The sequence below is a fragment of the Bacillus sp. B1-b2 genome (genome assembly GCF_009183415.1).
Classification (GTDB): Bacteria; Bacillota; Bacilli; order Bacillales; family Cytobacillaceae; genus Niallia.
The window spans coordinates 33,389-51,661 of sequence record NZ_WEHU01000003.1; the positions used below are offsets into that span (position 1 = coordinate 33,389).

Below are 18,273 nucleotides of genomic sequence, written 5' to 3' on the forward strand. Positions count from 1 at the left end.
ATTTAGTGAGGATTTAGTTCAATGCCACTTCATTCACAGAACATCCCACCATTTATTTACGGAATGAGATAAGCATTACAAAAATACCTATGTAACAGGAGGTGTTTTCCATTGCTTAAGCTTTTCAAGAAAAGGTGGCAGCGCTTTGATCAAGCGGTTCATCCATATAAACCATATGTTACTGTCCCTTATGGTGTTACTACAGTCTCTCCAAAAGATATTATCGCTTTAAAGTACTCTCCAAAGGAATTTAAAAAAGAAGAGGCATGGATGGAATTGCGAAAATCTATTGAAATAAAAGGATGGAGTGATATTCCCCCATCGCAATTGCATTTATATTACCTACCTAATGGTAAATTTGTTGCTAGTGAAGAAGGAAATCAGCTTTCCTATCTTTCTGATGAATTAGAAATTCCTTCTATCCAAGCATCTGTCTCTATCTTGATTCCTGAAGAATATTTACCAGAAAATATGAAGAAAGAATTAGACGACTATGCTAAAAAAGAATATTACACGAAAAAAAGAGAAGAAATGCTCCTTTCCTTTGCTCGATTTGTAAACTTAACACCAAATAAAGGAACGAATTAAAACATTCTACTTACTTCTTATCACAATAAATTTTCACCAAGATTTAAAGGGCTACCAGAAATGATAGCCCTTTAAAGGTATTTTCATATGTTATATTAGCCATGTTATAAAGATTGGCAATGTTATGTACTAATTACAAAAGAAGAAGCTGTTTCTGCAGTTAAAGCTGCAACTGCTGATCCAGGAAAGGCTACTAGTATAATTGCTTTTACTATGTCTTCATGGTTAATTCCTACTAGATGAGCGCTTGTCATCCTTAAAATCATAGTAGGAAAATTAGATGATAATTAGAAAGATTTATATAAATAAGCAATGTAAAAATTGCGTAACAATCAGCTCTACTTGTAAGAATTAGCATCCATTCTATTTCGTTTACTGTCTAGGTGCAAATAACATCACTGCTACCCCTATTACACAGATAGAAGCACCAAGCCAATCATAAAGATCGGGGGTTTTCTTATCAATACCCCAGCCCCATAGAACAGAAAGTACGATAAAGACTCCTCCATACGCGGCATACACTCTACCGAATGATGGAAAACTTTGAAAAGTAGCTATTACCCCGTATAAAGCTAGTGCTACTCCCCCACCAATTCCAAAGTAATAAGGCTTTCCCTCTCTTAACCAAAGCCAGATTAAATAACCTCCACCTATTTCGGCCATTCCTGCAATAATAAAGATAATGATGGCAGTAAACATAAAATGATATTCTCCCTTCTATTTACTGATTCATTATATCGCAGAAAATGTTATAGTGCTTAAAAGCTCTATTACTGATGATGTTCCTATGTATTTTGCCAGCATTTCCTATGTATAGCTCCAAAAACTATATTCATACTTCTTCAAATCGATTTTATGCCTCACATATTTTTGAAAAAAATCTAGATGCTCTTTTTCTATTTTAAAGGAGCCTATTACCAGGTGTTCAGAAGATAAATGAAAGATTTTACGAAACTCATCTAAATCGATTCCTTTTACTGTCTCTTCCCCGACAACAGAATCTTCACCTATTTTATTCCATACCATTTCTCTTATAATTTCATCCTCTGTGACGTAGTATGGTGACTTCATTTTTTCTACAAAAAGTCCACTTTTCGAAACTTTCTTAAGAGCTTCTGAGCAATGAACATTTGATCCAATGTACATATAGTAATCCCAACCGAAATGAACAAAGAATTTATCTTTTAAATATAACTCACAATATAAAAAGTTTCGTAATACCATTCTACAAATTAAACTTATTTCTTCCTTATTCATCAGCTTATCTTCTTGAAATCCCAAATCTTCGAAGCCTGAGTCATATAAAAAGGATTCCTTCTCTTCTTCTGTAATTGTTTGCTCTGAAAGCTTTAATATCCTTAAAGAATGAATACCACTTTCCTCTAAAAAAGTCATTACTGCATCAACATAAGCATTCTCCATTTGAAGGTACTCTTCTAAAGTAAATTCTTTCTCGTTTATCACTTTTCCGATTTCAGAGGGACAAGTCCATTCCTCTTTTAAAGGATAATATCCGTCTTTGTCTCTATCATTAGGATTATACTTTGTGACACGCCATTGGTATTGTATGGAGGTCATCAAATTCCCCCTCCAGTCTTCAGCTTTAATAAATTTCATTTATGCTGTTTCTATATGTATCTTTGCCTTCATCTTAGATGTAATGCCTTGTAAAATATACAAAGCTTCTGAACTAAAAAAGGAACATTCACTCATTTTTTTTATGATAAGAAGGCTTCTATTACAGCCTCTCTTTCTAGATTGCCTATTTCTTCTAAACTCTCCATTGTCATAGCCCTCTCATTTTGCGTCCAATCATATGTTTGAATATAGCCTTTCTTTATTAACTCTCTACTAACATAACGAACTTTATCTATATTTTTAAAGCTTGATGCAACATAAAATGTTTCCATTCCTTCACTCCTTTCTTACATTTTACCACAAAAACCCAATTTCAGATTACCTAGTTAGCTTACTGAAAGAGCTCTAAGCACACTACAAAACTGGGTTATATACAACTTTTTAATGTGTTGATAATTGCATAAAGTCAGATAAGTACTACTGAGTAAACTTAAAAATAATAATGCTAAAAAATCCCTAGTAAGAACATAATATTCTGTTCTCAACTAAGGATTATTGTTGTTAATACTAGCTCACATGAACTTCCATTGAATACATATTTTAGAAACTTAGCGATGAAAGGCCGTATTTCCATATGTACTTATTCTATCTAAGATCTAGTAAAGTACATTTCCTAACTTAATCCTATCATCTCTCTTTTAGGAAGGTTAAGATTATTTAATCGCATAATATCCAGTTCATATTTCCCTACGTATGTTCTACATAATTCTTCCACTAATTCTTTTGCTCCGTAAAAAAGCACGTTAAAATCATCATTTATATACTGAATGACAAACAAATCATCAAAATCATTAAATGTATTTTTATTAATTGTAATGAATCCTGTAATCTGTGCGGTAGTTTTTACACTAATTCTTCTACCATTACTAATCACATCAAAACCATGTTGATTAGGTTGGCGTGATAAATTGCCATTGGTTTCAATGGCACAGAGAAACTCTCCAATTCTTCCAATTAAATGCCTCAATTCTGTCGGTTGGCAGTTTAGTATATTCATTTCATACCTTAAGATTTTGTTGTATTCATTATAGAGATTTACTATCTGATCTTTGCTAAAATCTTCAGTATTGCTAGGAGAAGTAGAGGAATGAAGAGATTTCACACCATTTATCCATTCTCCTACAACCATTTCCCTAATATATCCCTTTGGTTTTTGAAAAATAAGACCAGTATATGCATAATTCTCGCCTAAATATTTATATGAACTTCTATTTATATATTCAAATAGATGGTTATTAAAACTAATACCATTATTCACTCTATTGTAACAATAGTCCGAAAGAATAACGCTTTCTGGATTCGTACCATACAACTCATTTAGCGCTTTTCTTAATTTAGATGGCGATACAATCTCATTCACTTTTTTATCTAATACTCGTTTTATTTGCTCATAAATTTTCATTAATTTCCCTCTAATTGCATGATTTATTTACTTCTCTACCTTAATATCTTGCAATCTCTCCATTACTCTACGCTTTTGATAAAGCATACTTGCAACTTCTCCTACCTCATTTATAGCTGATTTATTTATAAAAGCCCCAAAGATCATTCCAGCAACTGGAACCATTTGAAACAGCTTTTTCCAGCCAAAGTTATCTCTATAAGACAGAAATACCTCTCTCCACCCTTGTAGTTGAGCAAAGCCGTTATTACCTGATGCGTTTGTTAATTCTTCTAAAATTGCTTTTTTCCCGACTATATCAGATGAAGTAAATTGCATACATTTAATCATAAATATACGCTCTTCCTTACTGGTAGGATCATAACCATATGCTAAGGCTACTTCTTGCAAAGTCTTTAAGGTAATTCCTAAAATAAGAGGAATATCAATTGCGAGTGTAAAAATCCCTCCAATGCCAGTAGTAGCTCCTTGAATCTGCGCATTTTTTGCTCGATATTTTACAAATACTTCAGCCACCTTTTCCATTGAATCAATAGGCAGTTCCTGAATATCACTAAACATTACATCATCTTGTAATGACAGTTCTTTTTTTACTTTCTTTAGGGTAGCATCATTACTAACTAAATATTGACCACCTGTGTCAACATATTTAGCAATTTCATCTAATAAAATATTTATTTTTTCTTGAAGAAATTTAGGAGTCAATTTGTCTAATAAAACAAATGGTAATCTCCCAATTCTTTCCCAAAAAAACAACCCTTTTTGGTCTTTCTCCCATTTTTCTATCTTCTTTAATTTTTCATTAAGTTGTTCGATGTTTTCCATTCTAGTACTCCTTGGTGATATTTTTATGATTTTAATTAAGCAACATGAACTGATAATATTCTATACGGGTTAATTACAATAAAGTTTCTAAAATAGGGATAATGAGTGATAGTATTTTTGAAGACCTATTTAATAGGCATTAATAAATATATAAAATTACGCCGTCTGTAACGAGTAGAATAATTTATAGACTAAAAAATAGCATTAAATCCGCTCTGGATCAATGCGCTAGAATGTCCCTTATGTATGCCTAAAAATCATATGTACATCAAAATAGTTTATTCAAATACTTGACGCAATTCTATCTGACCTTCTCCATAGCCTTGCGGATCAGGCATTTGCATAGCCCATTCAATAGCTTCTTCCCTAGAATTCACATCAATAAGAATGAACCCCGCAATTAAATCTTTTGTATCCGTAAATGGTCCTTCTGTCATCACTGGCTTTTCACCTGGCTTTGGAAAAGAAAGTCGAATAGCATTTGAAGTTGGATGAAGACCTTTAGCTAGAACCCTCACGCCTGCCTTCACTAATTTCTCATTGTACTTTTTCATCTCTTCCATTAGTTCAACACTTGGTAGCTTTCCTGCTTCCGAATTTTTTGAAGCTTTCACTAACATCATAAACAGCATAAGTAGCTGCCTCCCTTTTCCTAGATTACCTTCTATTTATTGCGACTTGTCAAAAGCTGCGTACTAAATCATTCTGTCCATTTCAAAAAAATAGATTCATACACTTTCTTAGAAGAAATCTTTCATGAAGGAGTATTGGATAAAAGGATTGCTAAAAAGAATAAATGAACTGTGTTGGATAATAAAAAGTAGACAGTAACAGTGTAATAATTGAAATGATTTTCCAAAATCCAAGCTTTTGACGAAAGGAGATATAGATGGAAGTGAAAGAAAGACAAGAACTCATAACTATTAAAACAAGAAAAACATATCTTTGCGAATCTGTAAATTCTGGGAAAAACATATAGGAAGTGTTGTTGCTGATTGAAATGATTAAAGGGTATGTTGCTACCATGATACTGATCGAGAAAAACACAAGAATTAAAAATGGTAGAATGCTATTATTTTGGTATCTATCTTTCATTTCTCCTCCTCCTTACTTACATTCTAGAAATTATTATTATGTATTCAAGTAATAACACACTATAAAATTACCAGTTTGAATGTAAAAATCAGTAAAAAAACTAAAACAAGTACTACTCTTTAAACAATTCCATTCATTCTATCGTTTTACTTTGTCTTATTTCTATTAAATGTGGTATTCGATTGTAAATGCTTGATAGCTTGTCTACAACCTCTACCTTTACTTGATAATCTCCTTCTCCAGTAGTAGTTGTATTAATAAAACCATATATTGTCTTTAATAAGGATTTCGCATCCTTTTCTGTAAGATTATTGTTAATATCCTCTAGTGTTTTATCAAACTCCCTAGTTTCTTTCAACTAGGTTCCTCCTTTTGAAATCCATTTTTCAAAACAAACTAAACTAAATACTACTGCCATTTTATCCATTTAGATTTAAACAAATGTAGGGACCTACAAAAAGGGCAGAATTCAGGTTGAATACCAGCTTCAGTATAAAATCTCTCTTCACAGTCCTCACAATGCCAAGTATGAAGTATATTATCGAACATCATTATCACTTGTCCTTTATTTAGATTGTACAGAAGCGATGATAAAAAGAAAAGCAGTAATTAACTACTAAACTATTCTCTCTTTTGATCAAAGAGTAGCTCTGTTTAATTGCTAGAAGTCCTTCTTATTCTTTCTTAATAAAGATAAATCATGTTTCAATAACTTCTTAGATTCCAAAAAAATCAGGTACATCTATGCCAAAATCAAACAAAGCTCCCATAACTATAGAGATAACAACGAAAAAGATACTAGCCCTCACAATTTTTCCAAAAAACAGGTAAATCCTGATAATAACTATTACCGCTATTTTGTTTGCTCTGATATTTAGCCTTTTTGTATAGACTTTGCATTCTTCTTTGCATTTGGATTTTATCTTCTTGTCTATTGGTCATAATTAGCGTCCTTTACCTAATATTTAGATTTGTAATAAGAAGTTAGTTAAATAATACCATATTATGTTAATTAAACCCATTCTCTTTTGTTCAAAACCTATTTAAATATAAATTTTGTAATCGAAGCTATTGTAGGAATCTATCTTTAACAAAGAACAATTCGACCATCATGTTTGACAGTCGAATCATTATATTATTGATATTCAGGATGATTATGCCTTTTACATCCAAATAGATAGCAAGCCCCAGTACTATACATTTCAAAATCCAGTGGTGGAACAAATCCTGAAGAGATAAGCTCTATCATTTCTATATACTGATTATTCTCTTCCATATATTTTTCAATTAACTCATTCTTATCATTTTCTGTCCAGTTTTCTTCTACTTCCTCTTTCTTAACATCTTCTATTTCTACTTCCTTCTCTTGAATGGCTTCTTTTATAACTTCATTCATACGTGATAAACTATTCGTTTTAAATAGAGCATAAACGAATCTACCAATCCAATAAGGAGATTTCCCGAATTCTTTGTAGCCTTTTTCATACCATTGAATGGCTTCTTTATAACCATTCATTTCAACATATAAATCAGCAACATCCATTTCCCCGACAAAATCCTCTGCTTTATCGTTAAAATTATCTAACTTCTCTTTTGCTTTTGATGTTTGCCCTAAATCAATTAAACATTTTATATAGTTATACATGGTATAGTCTGAATCTCCAGCAGCTTGTAAGAAAAAATCCGCAGCCTGTTCCAACTCTCCAAGATTATAGTAGGCTATACCTAAATTATGGTGTGCTTCATTGGTTGGTTGGATTAATATGGAGTTTCGCAGAGCTTCTTTCGCTTCTTTCCATCGTTCTTGTTTCATATAGATTTCCCCTAAAATGCTATAAGGAAAGTGAGAGGATGGATTTAAGTTAACAGCTTCTTTTGCTAATTCAAGAGCTTTATCATTATCATCTTCCTCATAAAGGTACATCCAAGCAAGATTATTTAGAGATTGTACGTCTCTAGATTCGTATACTGCTTGTTGAAACAGTTCCATTGCATCCTCATGTTCATTTTGTTCAAACATTTCAATTGCCTTTTGATTGGTGTTCAAGTGTGTACCTCCTAGTTAAGGTAAAAATAGATTATTTATCTTTCAAAGCTCCTTGTATTTCAAGTGCTTTAGAAAATTACACTATGTATTAGAGAAATCTTCAAACTATATTAAAGCAGTTAGCACAAGTATAAAAAGCATAAAGAAAGTTAAATATGGAAAAGAAAGTGAATTTGCTATTTATTATTCAGTAACAGATAATTAAAGGAGTAAGACAACCAATACTATTGGTAATAATCCATATATCTTCCCTCTTCATATATCACTTTTCCACTTATTGATGTCCACTCTTCAACGGATAAACCTGGATGTTTATCTAAGTATGATTTCAGCATTTTATACCCTTCACTATAACCATAGGAATTTGGAAGTCCATTACCACCTAAGGTTATTTCATATGCCCTATTAATATCAGCTTCATATAAGTAAGGTTCAATTTGTTCCCAATAGTCTTTATTATAATTGTAATTTACAATAGTCGCAGTGACATCAGGATAGACTAACTTTTCAAACATCACTGCTTTTCCTTCTAAAATTAAATGATCCAAGACTGTTTCTAACCCTTCACTATCATAATATCTTTCTGTCCAAACACTATGATGATATTCGTGAGCTAAGCCAGCTTTAAATACAGTTTCTTCATAAAATTTATATAAAAGGCACTAATTTTTCCAGAACCCTCTGTCATCATAAGAGGAGAATTTGGAGATACTTTAGAAGGATAAATACAAACATTTGTTTCCATCTCTGAAGGTATATAATTAGATGCTTCTATTAAGGCATCCACAACTGTATCATTTAGCTTATCCTCATCTATCTTCTCCATGGTAGCTTTGATTTCATTGAGATCTTCCTCACTAGGAGCTTGCACAGAATATATCTTTCCAATCCTTTCAAAAAATTCCGCATCCTTATAGCATGAGTCGAAAATTGGCTTTATAACTTCCTCTTCAAAAACCTGTTCTTTCGGGTTACTAGGATTGTCTTTTATTTTCTTTACATAATTATTATAGAGTTTGTAAGCATGAACTACATTGTATTCTTGACCTGTTTCGGGATGTTTAAAAGAATACTTTATATCTTCTGTATTAATTTCTTTTTCTTCCTTTACTACTTCCTCTTGCTCACAAGAAACCAATAACAAAATAATTAATACAACAAACAAAACACTGAGTTTCTGCAATATGCCCCCTCCTGTATTTACCACATATTCACTAACTACGAATGTAAAAATAGAAAGTTTTAAAAATTACAAATTATCAACGTAAAATAAACTATTTAAGACTTCTAATAAATCTGACCAAACTGTAACACTACAATGATTAGTCTCCATTATTTTCATGGTTCCGCTCTCATTTCACTATCTTTAGCAAGTACTACTGTCTTGCTTTTCTTTCTCTTATTTTGCCATTCAGATGATTTTTTACATACATAAAGAATTAATGATTAAATGCCAACCATACACCGCTTAATGCTTTTCTTTCTTCTTTCTGACAATTAGACCCGCAACGTAAAAAAGGAAAAGTCCTGTTATTTTCATCATTACATTCCCTATATCTCCTAATTCATTAATAGTTAACGCAAATAAAAATGAACCCATTAATATAAATAGAATAGCAAAGAACCATCTCATATTTTTATCCCTCTTTTATTCATTCTCTTCCGTTCTAGCTTATTTGTGGACTAAATACAAAATGTTCTTCTAGCCATGGATCTTGACATTTTAGAAGGAAAAGCATAATCAGATTCACAAAAAAGATACAGTAGTGAAAAATTACAACCAAACATAAACCTATTCATAAAAAAAGTCATATGTGTTTTATCCTTTTTATAATAATCCAGTCTATCCTGTAAAGTACCTGTGTGAAATTCAAATTTATGTCCATCAGGATCCGTAAAATAAATAGATTTTTTATCTTTTTCATCTCTCGGCCGACCAGAAAGAATTGTTACATTTAATTCTTTAAGCTTGTGATAAACATGGTCAAATTCCTTTTCTTCTATGGAAAAAGCAATATGAGTATATGAATGGCTAATATCATTTCTTGGAATATCCTTTTCTTCATTTAAAGCTAGCCACATACCATTTAAATCAAAGTAAGCAGTGCTTCTCCCCTTAACTAATAACTTTGCATTGAATACATTTTGATAAAATTCTATAGATGTCTCTAAATTAGATACAGAAAACAATAAATGATTTATCCCTTTTATTGACATGGATTCACCTCAAAGTATGCACTAAAATTATGCGCTATTATTCTATTAAATTTCTAATACATTTGGCTACCAATTACTTTAATCAGCAACAATTTAGTTTTTGTTGCTTCTTTACATATCCTTTAATTTAATTTTTTTCAACTTAAATGAAAAAACAAGGCTAATCAGTATATAATAAATACCCAAAATAGAGAAGCAATCAGTAGCGATAACCTTTAAATCTCCTTGTTGAATGATGTATTTAATACTAAAAAAACTAATCAAATAAATGACTGGAAGGAATAAAAATAAAATGGCATAGATAAAACTAGTTCTGTTATTCATTACTAGATCCTCCTTTTTTCGCAAATTCTTGTAAACTTCTATCAGATCATACTCATTTGGAGCTTGCATAAGATATGGAAATAGCCTATGCATTGGTTACTTTGCTATTCAAGACCTTAGTGTTTTGTACTCCTAAGCAGAATGTTACTGTTTAAACACAAATTAGGCAAAAATCTCATTCTGTAATTATTTCCATATCTGAATGTGTAGGTTCTTCATCTGTATATGCAATCCAATACTTGTATTCTCTTGAAAAATCATCTGTTATTCTTTGTATGTATGTTACTGCTTTCGCCGACTCCCCTAGTACTTTAATATCCTTAATATTTGTATAATCTGACGGGATATTTATTGTAACGGATGGGCCATCATCTCGACCAAATATCATAGCTGAATCTACTGATGCCGTTCGATTTTCAGGACCAGCAATCCATTTTAAGTTTCCTCCATTGTTTTTTAAGATTACTAGATCAGGATTATGCGTGTTCCCATTATCATGATTATTTTTAAAGATTACGTAGACAAAATCACCTTTTATATCGTAATCAATTATCTCCTCATCCTTTAATTGATTCTCTGACATAACATGGATAATTTGTTCCTCCAATGATAGATTATCTCCTGATTCCGCTTTGTCTGAATCCGATTTTATATTTTCATTGGAACATCCAACTAAACCTAGAATAATAAATACCAAAACGAATATTCGCTTCATACTAGTTAGCCCCCTTGGATTATTATTTTCTTATATACGAATTTTCTAAAAAAAGGTTTCACTTTGTATTTCAATGTAAAAACTTACATTAGGATGTACCTTCTTCTACAAAACTTTGTAACTAAAAAAGGGATATCCTTTTTAAATAAGGAAAATCCCCTGAATGGAATCAACAGTAACAATTAAATTTCTTTTTCCATTAAAACATTCGTAGTTACATATCCTATCTTGTCATATAATCCTCTTGCAACAGTGTTATGACCAAAAACGTGAAGACCTATTTTCTTGAGTCCTAAATTCCGTCCAATATTTTCTATTTGTTTCAAGGCTTCCTTCCCAAATCCATTTCCTTGGTATTCCTCTAATATAAAAATATCATAAATATATCCAGTCTCTTCTGTTTTTTTCGCAAGCCAAATTACACCCACTGACTTGTCATCATTTTTTATAGTATATAAAAAATTATTCTCTGTCTTTTCACCATTTGGCAAAAGCTTCGTATATTCCTCTTCTGACTTTTGTATCGATTCTTCCTGTTTCCAATTGCCTGATAGAACTTTTTCTTTCGCGTATTTTTTTATAGACGTAGAAAAATATTCTTGATATTCAACCGCATTCATTTCCACTAATGTAACCATTTTTTCCTCCCCCTATGTTTAAACGCTGGATAGAAATATGTATTTTCGTGTACTCTTCTACCTATAGGAGCAGCTCTTTTTCTCTTTCCTACTGCCTAGGTTTATACATTAACAGGTATTAACCTGTGAACAAATGATCATAAACAGTCATCTCTGAAAACAAAAGCACTCTCATTAAAATACCAATCTATCTCTTTTTTATCTAAAATACCACAAATTACCATGATATTCAATTTTTTCAATAGACAGAAAAGGGAAGTCCTAAATTGTTGGAGTTCCCTCTTTACTTAATACACCTATTTCTTTAACACTTATAATTCTCTATAAAGGTATCAAAGATGAAGTGTTTAGCTCTTCGCTTTCTATCACGATTGCAGTTAAACCTGTATCTGTTTTAGTTTCGTGCCATTCTTCTTTATCCCAGAATACTGCTTCGCCACTGTGAACTTTGATATATTCATTGTTTTCACCTCTAACCCAACCTTCTCCACTTACAATTAAAAGAAGCTGAGGAACAACAGCTTGATGATAACCAATTAACCCATTCGCATCTAAATACATACATCCTATATGTGCTGCTGTATCTGTCTGTGTAATACGTGACATCACAAAATTAGAATCGAATTTTGTAATTTTCTTACCAACCTCTTTTTTAAATTGAAATATTTTCATATAATCCCCCCCACCAACAACTTTTTCATACATTAGCCACTTTTCTATCAATCAGTTTTATTAAAAATAGTTTCAGATTAAATCCTTATCCATTCTGTAATCGAATCTAGTATAAAATCCTAAAATCTTTCATACTTTCTCCAAGAATATAGTGGGAAAACCACATCAAATTCTGCTTCATAATAGCCACATTAGTACCTGGCTGATCAGAACTATAAGCCATCCCTTTAAAAATAATTAATTCTGTATCAACTCCCATATCCCTTAATCCTTGATATAACTCGTATGCATTTTGCGTTTGTATTCTTGCATCCTTTTCCCCATGCTGGATTAAGGTAGGTGTACAGGCTGATTTTATATAATTCATTGGCGATGTTTTAGTATATATCTCAGGATCATTATATGGACTATTTCCTAAATACCTTTTAATAAAGTAAGGTATATCTGTATTTGCATAATGGGTACTCCAATTAGTAATTCCCCCTCCAACTGAAAGGGCTTTAAATCTACTACTATATGTAGAACAAAATGCTGATATATATCCACCGTTGCTCCATCCCATAGCTCCTACTCTCTCATTATCTACAATCCCTTTATTTACTAAGTGATCCACCCCAGATATAACATCATCGTAGTCGGCAATCCCCAGTTTTCTATAATTTGCTTTTAAGAATTTATTACCATAACCAGAGCTTCCCCTGTAGTTTGGTTCTAATACTATAAATCCTTTTTCAATAAACTGTTCAATAGGATATTTCTCATTAAAACAGTCTGAAAATATTGGGAAGGATGCCCAATTAGGACCACCATGAATCACCAGTAATAATGGGTATTTATTATTTTTGTCAAACTTTACTGGGGTTGATAAAACACCCTCTATTTCCATACCCTCACTATTTTTCCATGAAATGATTTTCCTGTTACATATATGCCTTCCTTCAAAAAAGCTATTTTCCTTCGTTATTTTATTATCATCTAAATAGATTTCAAAGGTTTCATTTGAAATTGCCTTATTATAGGCTAGATGATTTCCATCCTTTGTTATAGAAGCTTCCATTATAAAGCAATCTTCTTTTTCGCTTAACATTTTCACATTGCCATCATCTTTAAGCAGCCCAATAAGATAATTCGTTTTATTCTGCCATCTAATTAAAATTCCTTTGTCTGTCCATTGTAATGGACTAACCGTACTATCCATATCTGTTAATGGTTGAATTTTCTCTCCAGTTTGAATATCATAGATCACTACTGTATTATCTTGTATATGTGTTGTATAGTAATCCTTCTCTTTTGTACTTGCTGAGAAACATATCTTGCTGCCATCAGGAGAAAAGCAAACACTTCCTTCTAACAACTTATCTATATGTATCTTTTGAAGTTCACTAGTTGTACTATCTAATATGTATAAGTTTCCATTAATAACATCTTCCATATTTGGGCTAGGAGTAGCTAGAAATACAATCTTTTTCCCATCATTTGAAATATTAAATTCATGGATATGAAAATCCTTCTCATTCGTTAACTGATGAACAACACTATTCTCAAGTTTACCCTCTTCCATTTCAATGGAATGAAGACAATGATTCTGGTATTCTTTACCTATATGATGAAATTCTCCATATAGCTTCTTACGTTTCCTTATCGCTTCCGATTCTTTTGATTGTGCAACATAATATATCCTCTTACCAGTAGGCTCCCACTTAAATTGACTTACTCCTTCTATTTCATCAGTAATTTGAACTGTAGTCTTACCATCTTTGGACTTAATAAAAATCTGATTTCTCTTATTAGCGCTGTCACCGACTGGGCTAAGGTATGCTATAAAGTTAGAATCTGGGGACCATAAAGGGTATGTACTATCAATATCCTGAGGTGTTATAGGATAACTCTCTCCTTTCGCTTCTTCATATATCCATACATGGTTTCTATATGTATGATCATTCCAATCAGCTATTCTTTTAACAAATGCGACATTTTTGCCATCTTCACTTATATTTGTACTTGATAGGGTTGGTAATGAAATAGTTTCTTCTATTGTTAGATATGTTTTTTCATTCATTTTTTTTACTCCTGCTTATTGAATATTTTGTTATAAGTAAATATTCTTTTCTTATAAGTTTTCTGTATAAGCTAAATGAGAAAGTGGGTCAGCCTCTTCTTCACCAGGAATAGTCCCCTTCAAATCAGTCAAGCTATCATATTAGCTTAAAGCAATCCAAAAAAAAGAGCATCATCCCATCTAAGATTAATGCTCCCTTTTATAGAATTTATTATCTTTCAAGTCTCATAATCAACAATTTATTAGCTTCGAATTCCATTGATTGTATTTAATGAAAAACCGAATCTCTTTGCATATTTACCTATATGAATCATGAATAGGCTGAAACAAGTCCTCTTCTGAACTTCTAACAACCGAAAAGTGGTCCACGTTGTAATGGCCGTGAAGAGTTGTGTTGTGGTGCCTTATGATTTGCTCTTCACTTAGCTCATCATTTCCTAATGTGGAATGTCCATCACTAACTAATGTTACATCAAAGCCACTTATAGTTGCTGTTCTAACAGCACTATCAATACAATGCTGTGTTTCACACCCCATAATTACTATATGTTCTATACTTTGTATTTTTAAATATTCTAACAAACCTGTTCCATAAAAGGCATTTGTTGCTGATTTATCGAAAATCTTAGAATCATTGGGTACAGAAATGCCACGATGAATTTGAAACCCATCACCATTTCCTTCAGCCACATCTAGATCTCTTACAAACACAACGGAAACACCTACATTTAGTGCTTTTTCTATTACTATATTAATATTCTTGAGCAGTGATTCTTTATTGAAGATTGACTTTGTTGCTTGATTTCCCTCTATTAATTCTTGTTGAGCATCAATAATTAATAATAGTTGATTCAAATGTTTTTCCCCTTCCCATATTGGGGAAACGCTATTTTCTTAGTTAGTCGTATTCCCCTTTGTACTATTCACGCAAAAATATTTATTGATTACCATATATATCTACCTCCTTAATAGAATACAAAAAAATGCAACATCAAAAAATGTATGACAGAATTTTTTGATAGTTATATTTTAACACAATTTTCCATTGAGGAATAGATTTACTTATGTTAAGGATTATTTATTTCAAGCTGTCTCGGCAATTAATCTTTAAAAACAACTTATCCTTTCTACTGATAAGTGATTTGATTTTCGGCAAGCTGAAATTATCTCGTTCATCAAATGTTATTAACTTGCCCCTTTCAAGGAAACAAAACAATTTTCCAAGTAATCTAGTTCCTCTCTAAACCACTCACTCCAACCTTACCTTCTCCTTATAATTGAGCACTAATCCTTATTGGGTAATTCTTTCCTTGCTTTAAAGTAGGTTATTCAGCAACTAACTCCATGTCTTGTTTAAAGCTTTAAGTACATCCATTTATAGTTTAGCAACAAAAATGAAATTAATAAGGAGGAACTATGACATTATGTAGTCATAGTTCCTCCTTTATACTGATCTTGTATCGAAATTTATAAGCTATTTAACTGGAAGTTGATTCATTTATCAATTTTTATCTTTTATACAGAAAGGATTATCTTAACTATGGACATAGAAAATCTAATGGAAGTGACAACTAGGCAGGAATTAAGAGATTGGCTGGAAGAAAATTCTAGAACAAAAAATTATTGCTGGCTAATAGTAAGTATAAAGGAGCAAACAGGAGTAATACAATATTTAGATGCCGTTGAAGAAGCCTTATGCTTTGGTTGGATTGACGGAATAAAAAAGAACGTTTCTGATGGTAAGTTAGCTCAAAGGCTTTCACCAAGAAATCATAATAGTAATTGGACAGAACTCAATAAAGAAAGAGCAAGACGTTTAATAAAATTAGGTTTGATGAAAGAAGATGGATTGAAAGTACTGCCTAAAATGATTAATGAATCTTTTACAATAGATAAAGATATTCTAGATCTAATAAAAAAGGATAAACAAATATACAATAATTTCATTCAATTCCCTGATCTATACATTAGAATAAGAATTGATACTATCCAGAGCTATAAGAAGCAACCGAATATCTATAACAATAGATTAGAAAAATTTATAGAGAATACCAAAAAAAATATAATGTATGGTCAATGGAATGATAACGGTCGCTTAATTGATTATTAAGGGTAAAAGAGTAAGTACTATTTTGAAGTTAGAACGTTTACAAGCCTTTAGAAGCAAGTTGGTTAAAATCCATTCTATTAGGTTATGGAAGTGGTGTTAAAATTATTGAACTTATTGAACTACAATCCATGTTAATAGACACAATAAAAGCATATGAAGAAGGATGACAATCTGCTGTCATCTTTCTTTTTATACTAAAAATTCTTTTTTCGTTGAAAGGACTTACAGATTGATCAGGGAGCAAAAACTAGATTTGGGAGGTCTTTATTCTTTCATTAAAACTATTGATACAACTCCATGTATATGTTTAGTATTACTAATAAACCCCTGTAAAGCTTCACCCAATTCTTTACTAACTAACAAAAAACTACTTACTTTTATACAAGAGTAATTATTCATATTGAATTATATTAAATTATATCTTATAATTAGTTTCAGAATTTTATAAAAATAAATAAAATAAAAGGAGTATACGGATGGAAGAAATCGTAACTTTTCTAAATGGGATACTTTGGAGTACCCCCGTCATTTATATTGTATTAATAGTAGGACTTATATTTACGTTTATTTCTAGATTCCTTCAAATTAGACTTGTGAAGGAAATGATTGTTCTAATGTTCAAAGGGAAAAGTTCGGATGCTGGAGTATCCTCTTTTCAAGCACTTTCCATTGCTTTGTCTGGAAGAGTAGGGACAGGTAACATCGCTGGGGTTGCTACCGCAATTGCATTTGGTGGCCCTGGTGCAGTCTTTTGGATGTGGTTTATGGCATTCATTGGTGCTTCTACCGCATTTATTGAGTCAACTCTTGCTCAAATCTATAAAGTGAAGCATGATGGTCAATATAGAGGGGGACCTGCTTACTATATAGAAAAAGGGATTGGTTCTAAGTGGTTTGCCTTCCTTTTTGCTGGAGCAGCGATCATTTCCATGGCGATCTTAATGCCTGGTGTACAGTCCAATTCAATAGCAGTTGGGATGGAAAATGCCTTTAATATTCCGACTTATATTACAGGTATATTGATTGTTGTGTTGCTTGCCTTCATTATCTTTGGAGGTGTCAAACGAATTGCGAACGTTGCTCAAGTAATTGTTCCAATTATGGCACTTGGTTATATTCTATTATCTATCATTATCGTTATCTTAAACATTACAGAACTACCTAGTGTTTTATCGTTAATATTCAAGAGTGCCTTTAATCTCGAATCAACATTTGGTGGGATGATGGGGATGGCTATTGCATGGGGCGTTAAACGTGGTATCTATTCAAATGAAGCAGGACAAGGAACTGGACCACACGCTGCTGCAGCTGCCGAAGTATCTCATCCTGTCAAACAAGGGCTTGTACAAGCGTTTTCCGTTTATATTGATACATTGCTTGTATGCTCTGCGACTGCCTTTATGATTTTATTTACTGGCATGTACAACACAGAATCACCAGATGGAACAATGATTGTGAATAATGTAGAAGGTGTTGAAGCAGGACCAGGATATACTCAGGCTGCTATCGACAGTATCATTCCAGGCTTTGGTTCTGGTTTTGTAGCAATAGCTCTCTTTTTATTCGCATTTACAACTATCATGGCCTACTATTACATTGCAGAAACAAACTTAACGTATTTGCTCCGTAATAAAAATAAAAGAATATATTTTGATATACTCAAATTAGTGATACTTGTTGCAACATTTTATGGTTGTACCAAAACAGCAAGCTTAGCTTGGGCACTTGGAGATGTCGGTTTAGGTTTGATGGTATGGCTTAATATGATTGCCATTATCATACTGGCGAAACCAGCTATTATTGCACTGAAAGATTATGAAACTCAGAAAAAACAAGGATTAGATCCTGTTTTCAATCCTGAACCTTTAGGTATCAAGAATGCAGACTTCTGGGTAAAGGAAAATACAAAAAAAGATAAATCTGTATAAAATCTCCACCCGTGT

The 18,273-nt window shown here is 32.1% G+C and carries 21 protein-coding genes and 3 pseudogenes; 3 read left to right on the forward strand and 21 right to left on the reverse strand.

Annotated features, from left to right (window positions below; genetic code table 11):
• Positions 1 to 111 precede the first annotated feature (111 nt).
• Complete coding sequence (locus F9279_RS03610) at positions 112 to 588, forward strand: hypothetical protein (RefSeq protein ID WP_152111434.1); 477 nt, start codon at positions 112 to 114, stop codon at positions 586 to 588.
• 122 nt (positions 589 to 710) lie between these two features.
• Here F9279_RS03610 and F9279_RS24940 read toward each other — a convergent pair.
• The 21 genes and pseudogenes from F9279_RS24940 to F9279_RS03700 all read right to left on the reverse strand — a co-directional run.
• A pseudogene (locus tag F9279_RS24940) lies at positions 711 to 848 on the reverse strand (AEC family transporter); the annotation flags it as partial.
• A gap of 112 nt (positions 849 to 960) precedes the next feature.
• Positions 961 to 1,287 (reverse strand): YnfA family protein, encoded by a 327-nt coding sequence (locus F9279_RS03615; protein ID WP_152111435.1) that lies wholly within the window; start codon positions 1,285 to 1,287, stop codon positions 961 to 963.
• 108 nt (positions 1,288 to 1,395) lie between these two features.
• On the reverse strand, positions 1,396 to 2,166 hold the full coding sequence (locus F9279_RS03620) for a hypothetical protein (protein ID WP_152111436.1): 771 nt from the start codon (positions 2,164 to 2,166) through the stop codon (positions 1,396 to 1,398).
• Positions 2,167 to 2,306: 140 nt separating this feature from the next.
• Positions 2,307 to 2,498: a hypothetical protein gene (locus tag F9279_RS03625; protein ID WP_152111437.1), complete on the reverse strand. Its 192-nt coding sequence runs from the start codon at positions 2,496 to 2,498 to the stop codon at positions 2,307 to 2,309.
• 341 nt (positions 2,499 to 2,839) lie between these two features.
• Positions 2,840 to 3,628, reverse strand: a complete 789-nt coding sequence (locus F9279_RS03630) for a DUF6998 domain-containing protein (RefSeq protein WP_152111438.1) — start codon at positions 3,626 to 3,628, stop codon at positions 2,840 to 2,842.
• A gap of 27 nt (positions 3,629 to 3,655) precedes the next feature.
• The gene (locus tag F9279_RS03635; protein WP_152111439.1) at positions 3,656 to 4,453 is read right to left on the reverse strand and encodes an EcsC family protein; all 798 of its coding nucleotides are present in this window, start codon (positions 4,451 to 4,453) and stop codon (positions 3,656 to 3,658) included.
• Positions 4,454 to 4,731: 278 nt separating this feature from the next.
• Positions 4,732 to 5,085, reverse strand: coding sequence for a YciI family protein (locus F9279_RS03640; protein WP_152111440.1), 354 nt, complete (start codon positions 5,083 to 5,085; stop codon positions 4,732 to 4,734).
• Between the two features lie 151 nt (positions 5,086 to 5,236).
• Positions 5,237 to 5,548, reverse strand: coding sequence for a hypothetical protein (locus F9279_RS03645; protein WP_152111441.1), 312 nt, complete (start codon positions 5,546 to 5,548; stop codon positions 5,237 to 5,239).
• A gap of 133 nt (positions 5,549 to 5,681) precedes the next feature.
• Complete coding sequence (locus F9279_RS03650; protein WP_152111442.1) at positions 5,682 to 5,906, reverse strand: hypothetical protein; 225 nt, start codon at positions 5,904 to 5,906, stop codon at positions 5,682 to 5,684.
• 440 nt (positions 5,907 to 6,346) lie between these two features.
• Positions 6,347 to 6,490 (reverse strand): hypothetical protein, encoded by a 144-nt coding sequence (locus tag F9279_RS24945; protein ID WP_193224431.1) that lies wholly within the window; start codon positions 6,488 to 6,490, stop codon positions 6,347 to 6,349.
• A gap of 193 nt (positions 6,491 to 6,683) precedes the next feature.
• Positions 6,684 to 7,595 (reverse strand): tetratricopeptide repeat protein, encoded by a 912-nt coding sequence (locus tag F9279_RS03655; protein WP_152111443.1) that lies wholly within the window; start codon positions 7,593 to 7,595, stop codon positions 6,684 to 6,686.
• A 224-nt stretch (positions 7,596 to 7,819) separates the two neighbouring features.
• Positions 7,820 to 8,179, reverse strand: a pseudogene (locus F9279_RS03660) (DUF2268 domain-containing putative Zn-dependent protease); the annotation flags it as partial.
• Between the two features lie 29 nt (positions 8,180 to 8,208).
• Entirely contained in the window at positions 8,209 to 8,778 is a 570-nt protein-coding gene (locus tag F9279_RS03665) for a hypothetical protein (protein ID WP_152111445.1), read from the reverse strand.
• A gap of 285 nt (positions 8,779 to 9,063) precedes the next feature.
• Complete coding sequence (locus F9279_RS24950) at positions 9,064 to 9,228, reverse strand: hypothetical protein (protein ID WP_193224432.1); 165 nt, start codon at positions 9,226 to 9,228, stop codon at positions 9,064 to 9,066.
• A gap of 167 nt (positions 9,229 to 9,395) precedes the next feature.
• Positions 9,396 to 9,812: pseudogene (gene fosM / locus F9279_RS03670) on the reverse strand (FosM family fosfomycin resistance protein); the annotation flags it as partial.
• Positions 9,813 to 9,923: 111 nt separating this feature from the next.
• The gene (locus tag F9279_RS03675; RefSeq protein ID WP_152111447.1) at positions 9,924 to 10,136 is read right to left on the reverse strand and encodes a hypothetical protein; all 213 of its coding nucleotides are present in this window, start codon (positions 10,134 to 10,136) and stop codon (positions 9,924 to 9,926) included.
• Positions 10,137 to 10,311: 175 nt separating this feature from the next.
• Positions 10,312 to 10,851 carry a hypothetical protein gene (locus tag F9279_RS03680; protein ID WP_152111448.1) on the reverse strand — a complete coding sequence of 180 codons (540 nt, stop codon included), beginning with the start codon at positions 10,849 to 10,851 and terminating at the stop codon, positions 10,312 to 10,314.
• Positions 10,852 to 11,033: 182 nt separating this feature from the next.
• A complete protein-coding gene (locus F9279_RS03685; RefSeq protein WP_152111449.1) occupies positions 11,034 to 11,489 on the reverse strand; it encodes a GNAT family N-acetyltransferase in 456 nt (151 codons plus the stop codon).
• Positions 11,490 to 11,810: 321 nt separating this feature from the next.
• Positions 11,811 to 12,161, reverse strand: coding sequence for a cupin (locus F9279_RS03690; protein ID WP_152111450.1), 351 nt, complete (start codon positions 12,159 to 12,161; stop codon positions 11,811 to 11,813).
• 106 nt (positions 12,162 to 12,267) lie between these two features.
• On the reverse strand, positions 12,268 to 14,220 hold the full coding sequence (locus F9279_RS03695; RefSeq protein WP_152111451.1) for a S9 family peptidase: 1,953 nt from the start codon (positions 14,218 to 14,220) through the stop codon (positions 12,268 to 12,270).
• Positions 14,221 to 14,517: 297 nt separating this feature from the next.
• A complete protein-coding gene (locus tag F9279_RS03700; protein WP_152111452.1) occupies positions 14,518 to 15,075 on the reverse strand; it encodes a cysteine hydrolase family protein in 558 nt (185 codons plus the stop codon).
• Between the two features lie 685 nt (positions 15,076 to 15,760).
• On the opposite strand from F9279_RS03700, the gene F9279_RS03705 reads away from it, so the two are divergent.
• Both F9279_RS03705 and F9279_RS03710 read left to right on the forward strand, forming a co-directional pair.
• Entirely contained in the window at positions 15,761 to 16,330 is a 570-nt protein-coding gene (locus F9279_RS03705; protein WP_152111453.1) for a YdeI/OmpD-associated family protein, read from the forward strand.
• 476 nt (positions 16,331 to 16,806) lie between these two features.
• On the forward strand, positions 16,807 to 18,258 hold the full coding sequence (locus tag F9279_RS03710) for an alanine/glycine:cation symporter family protein (protein WP_152111454.1): 1,452 nt from the start codon (positions 16,807 to 16,809) through the stop codon (positions 18,256 to 18,258).
• Positions 18,259 to 18,273 lie beyond the last annotated feature (15 nt).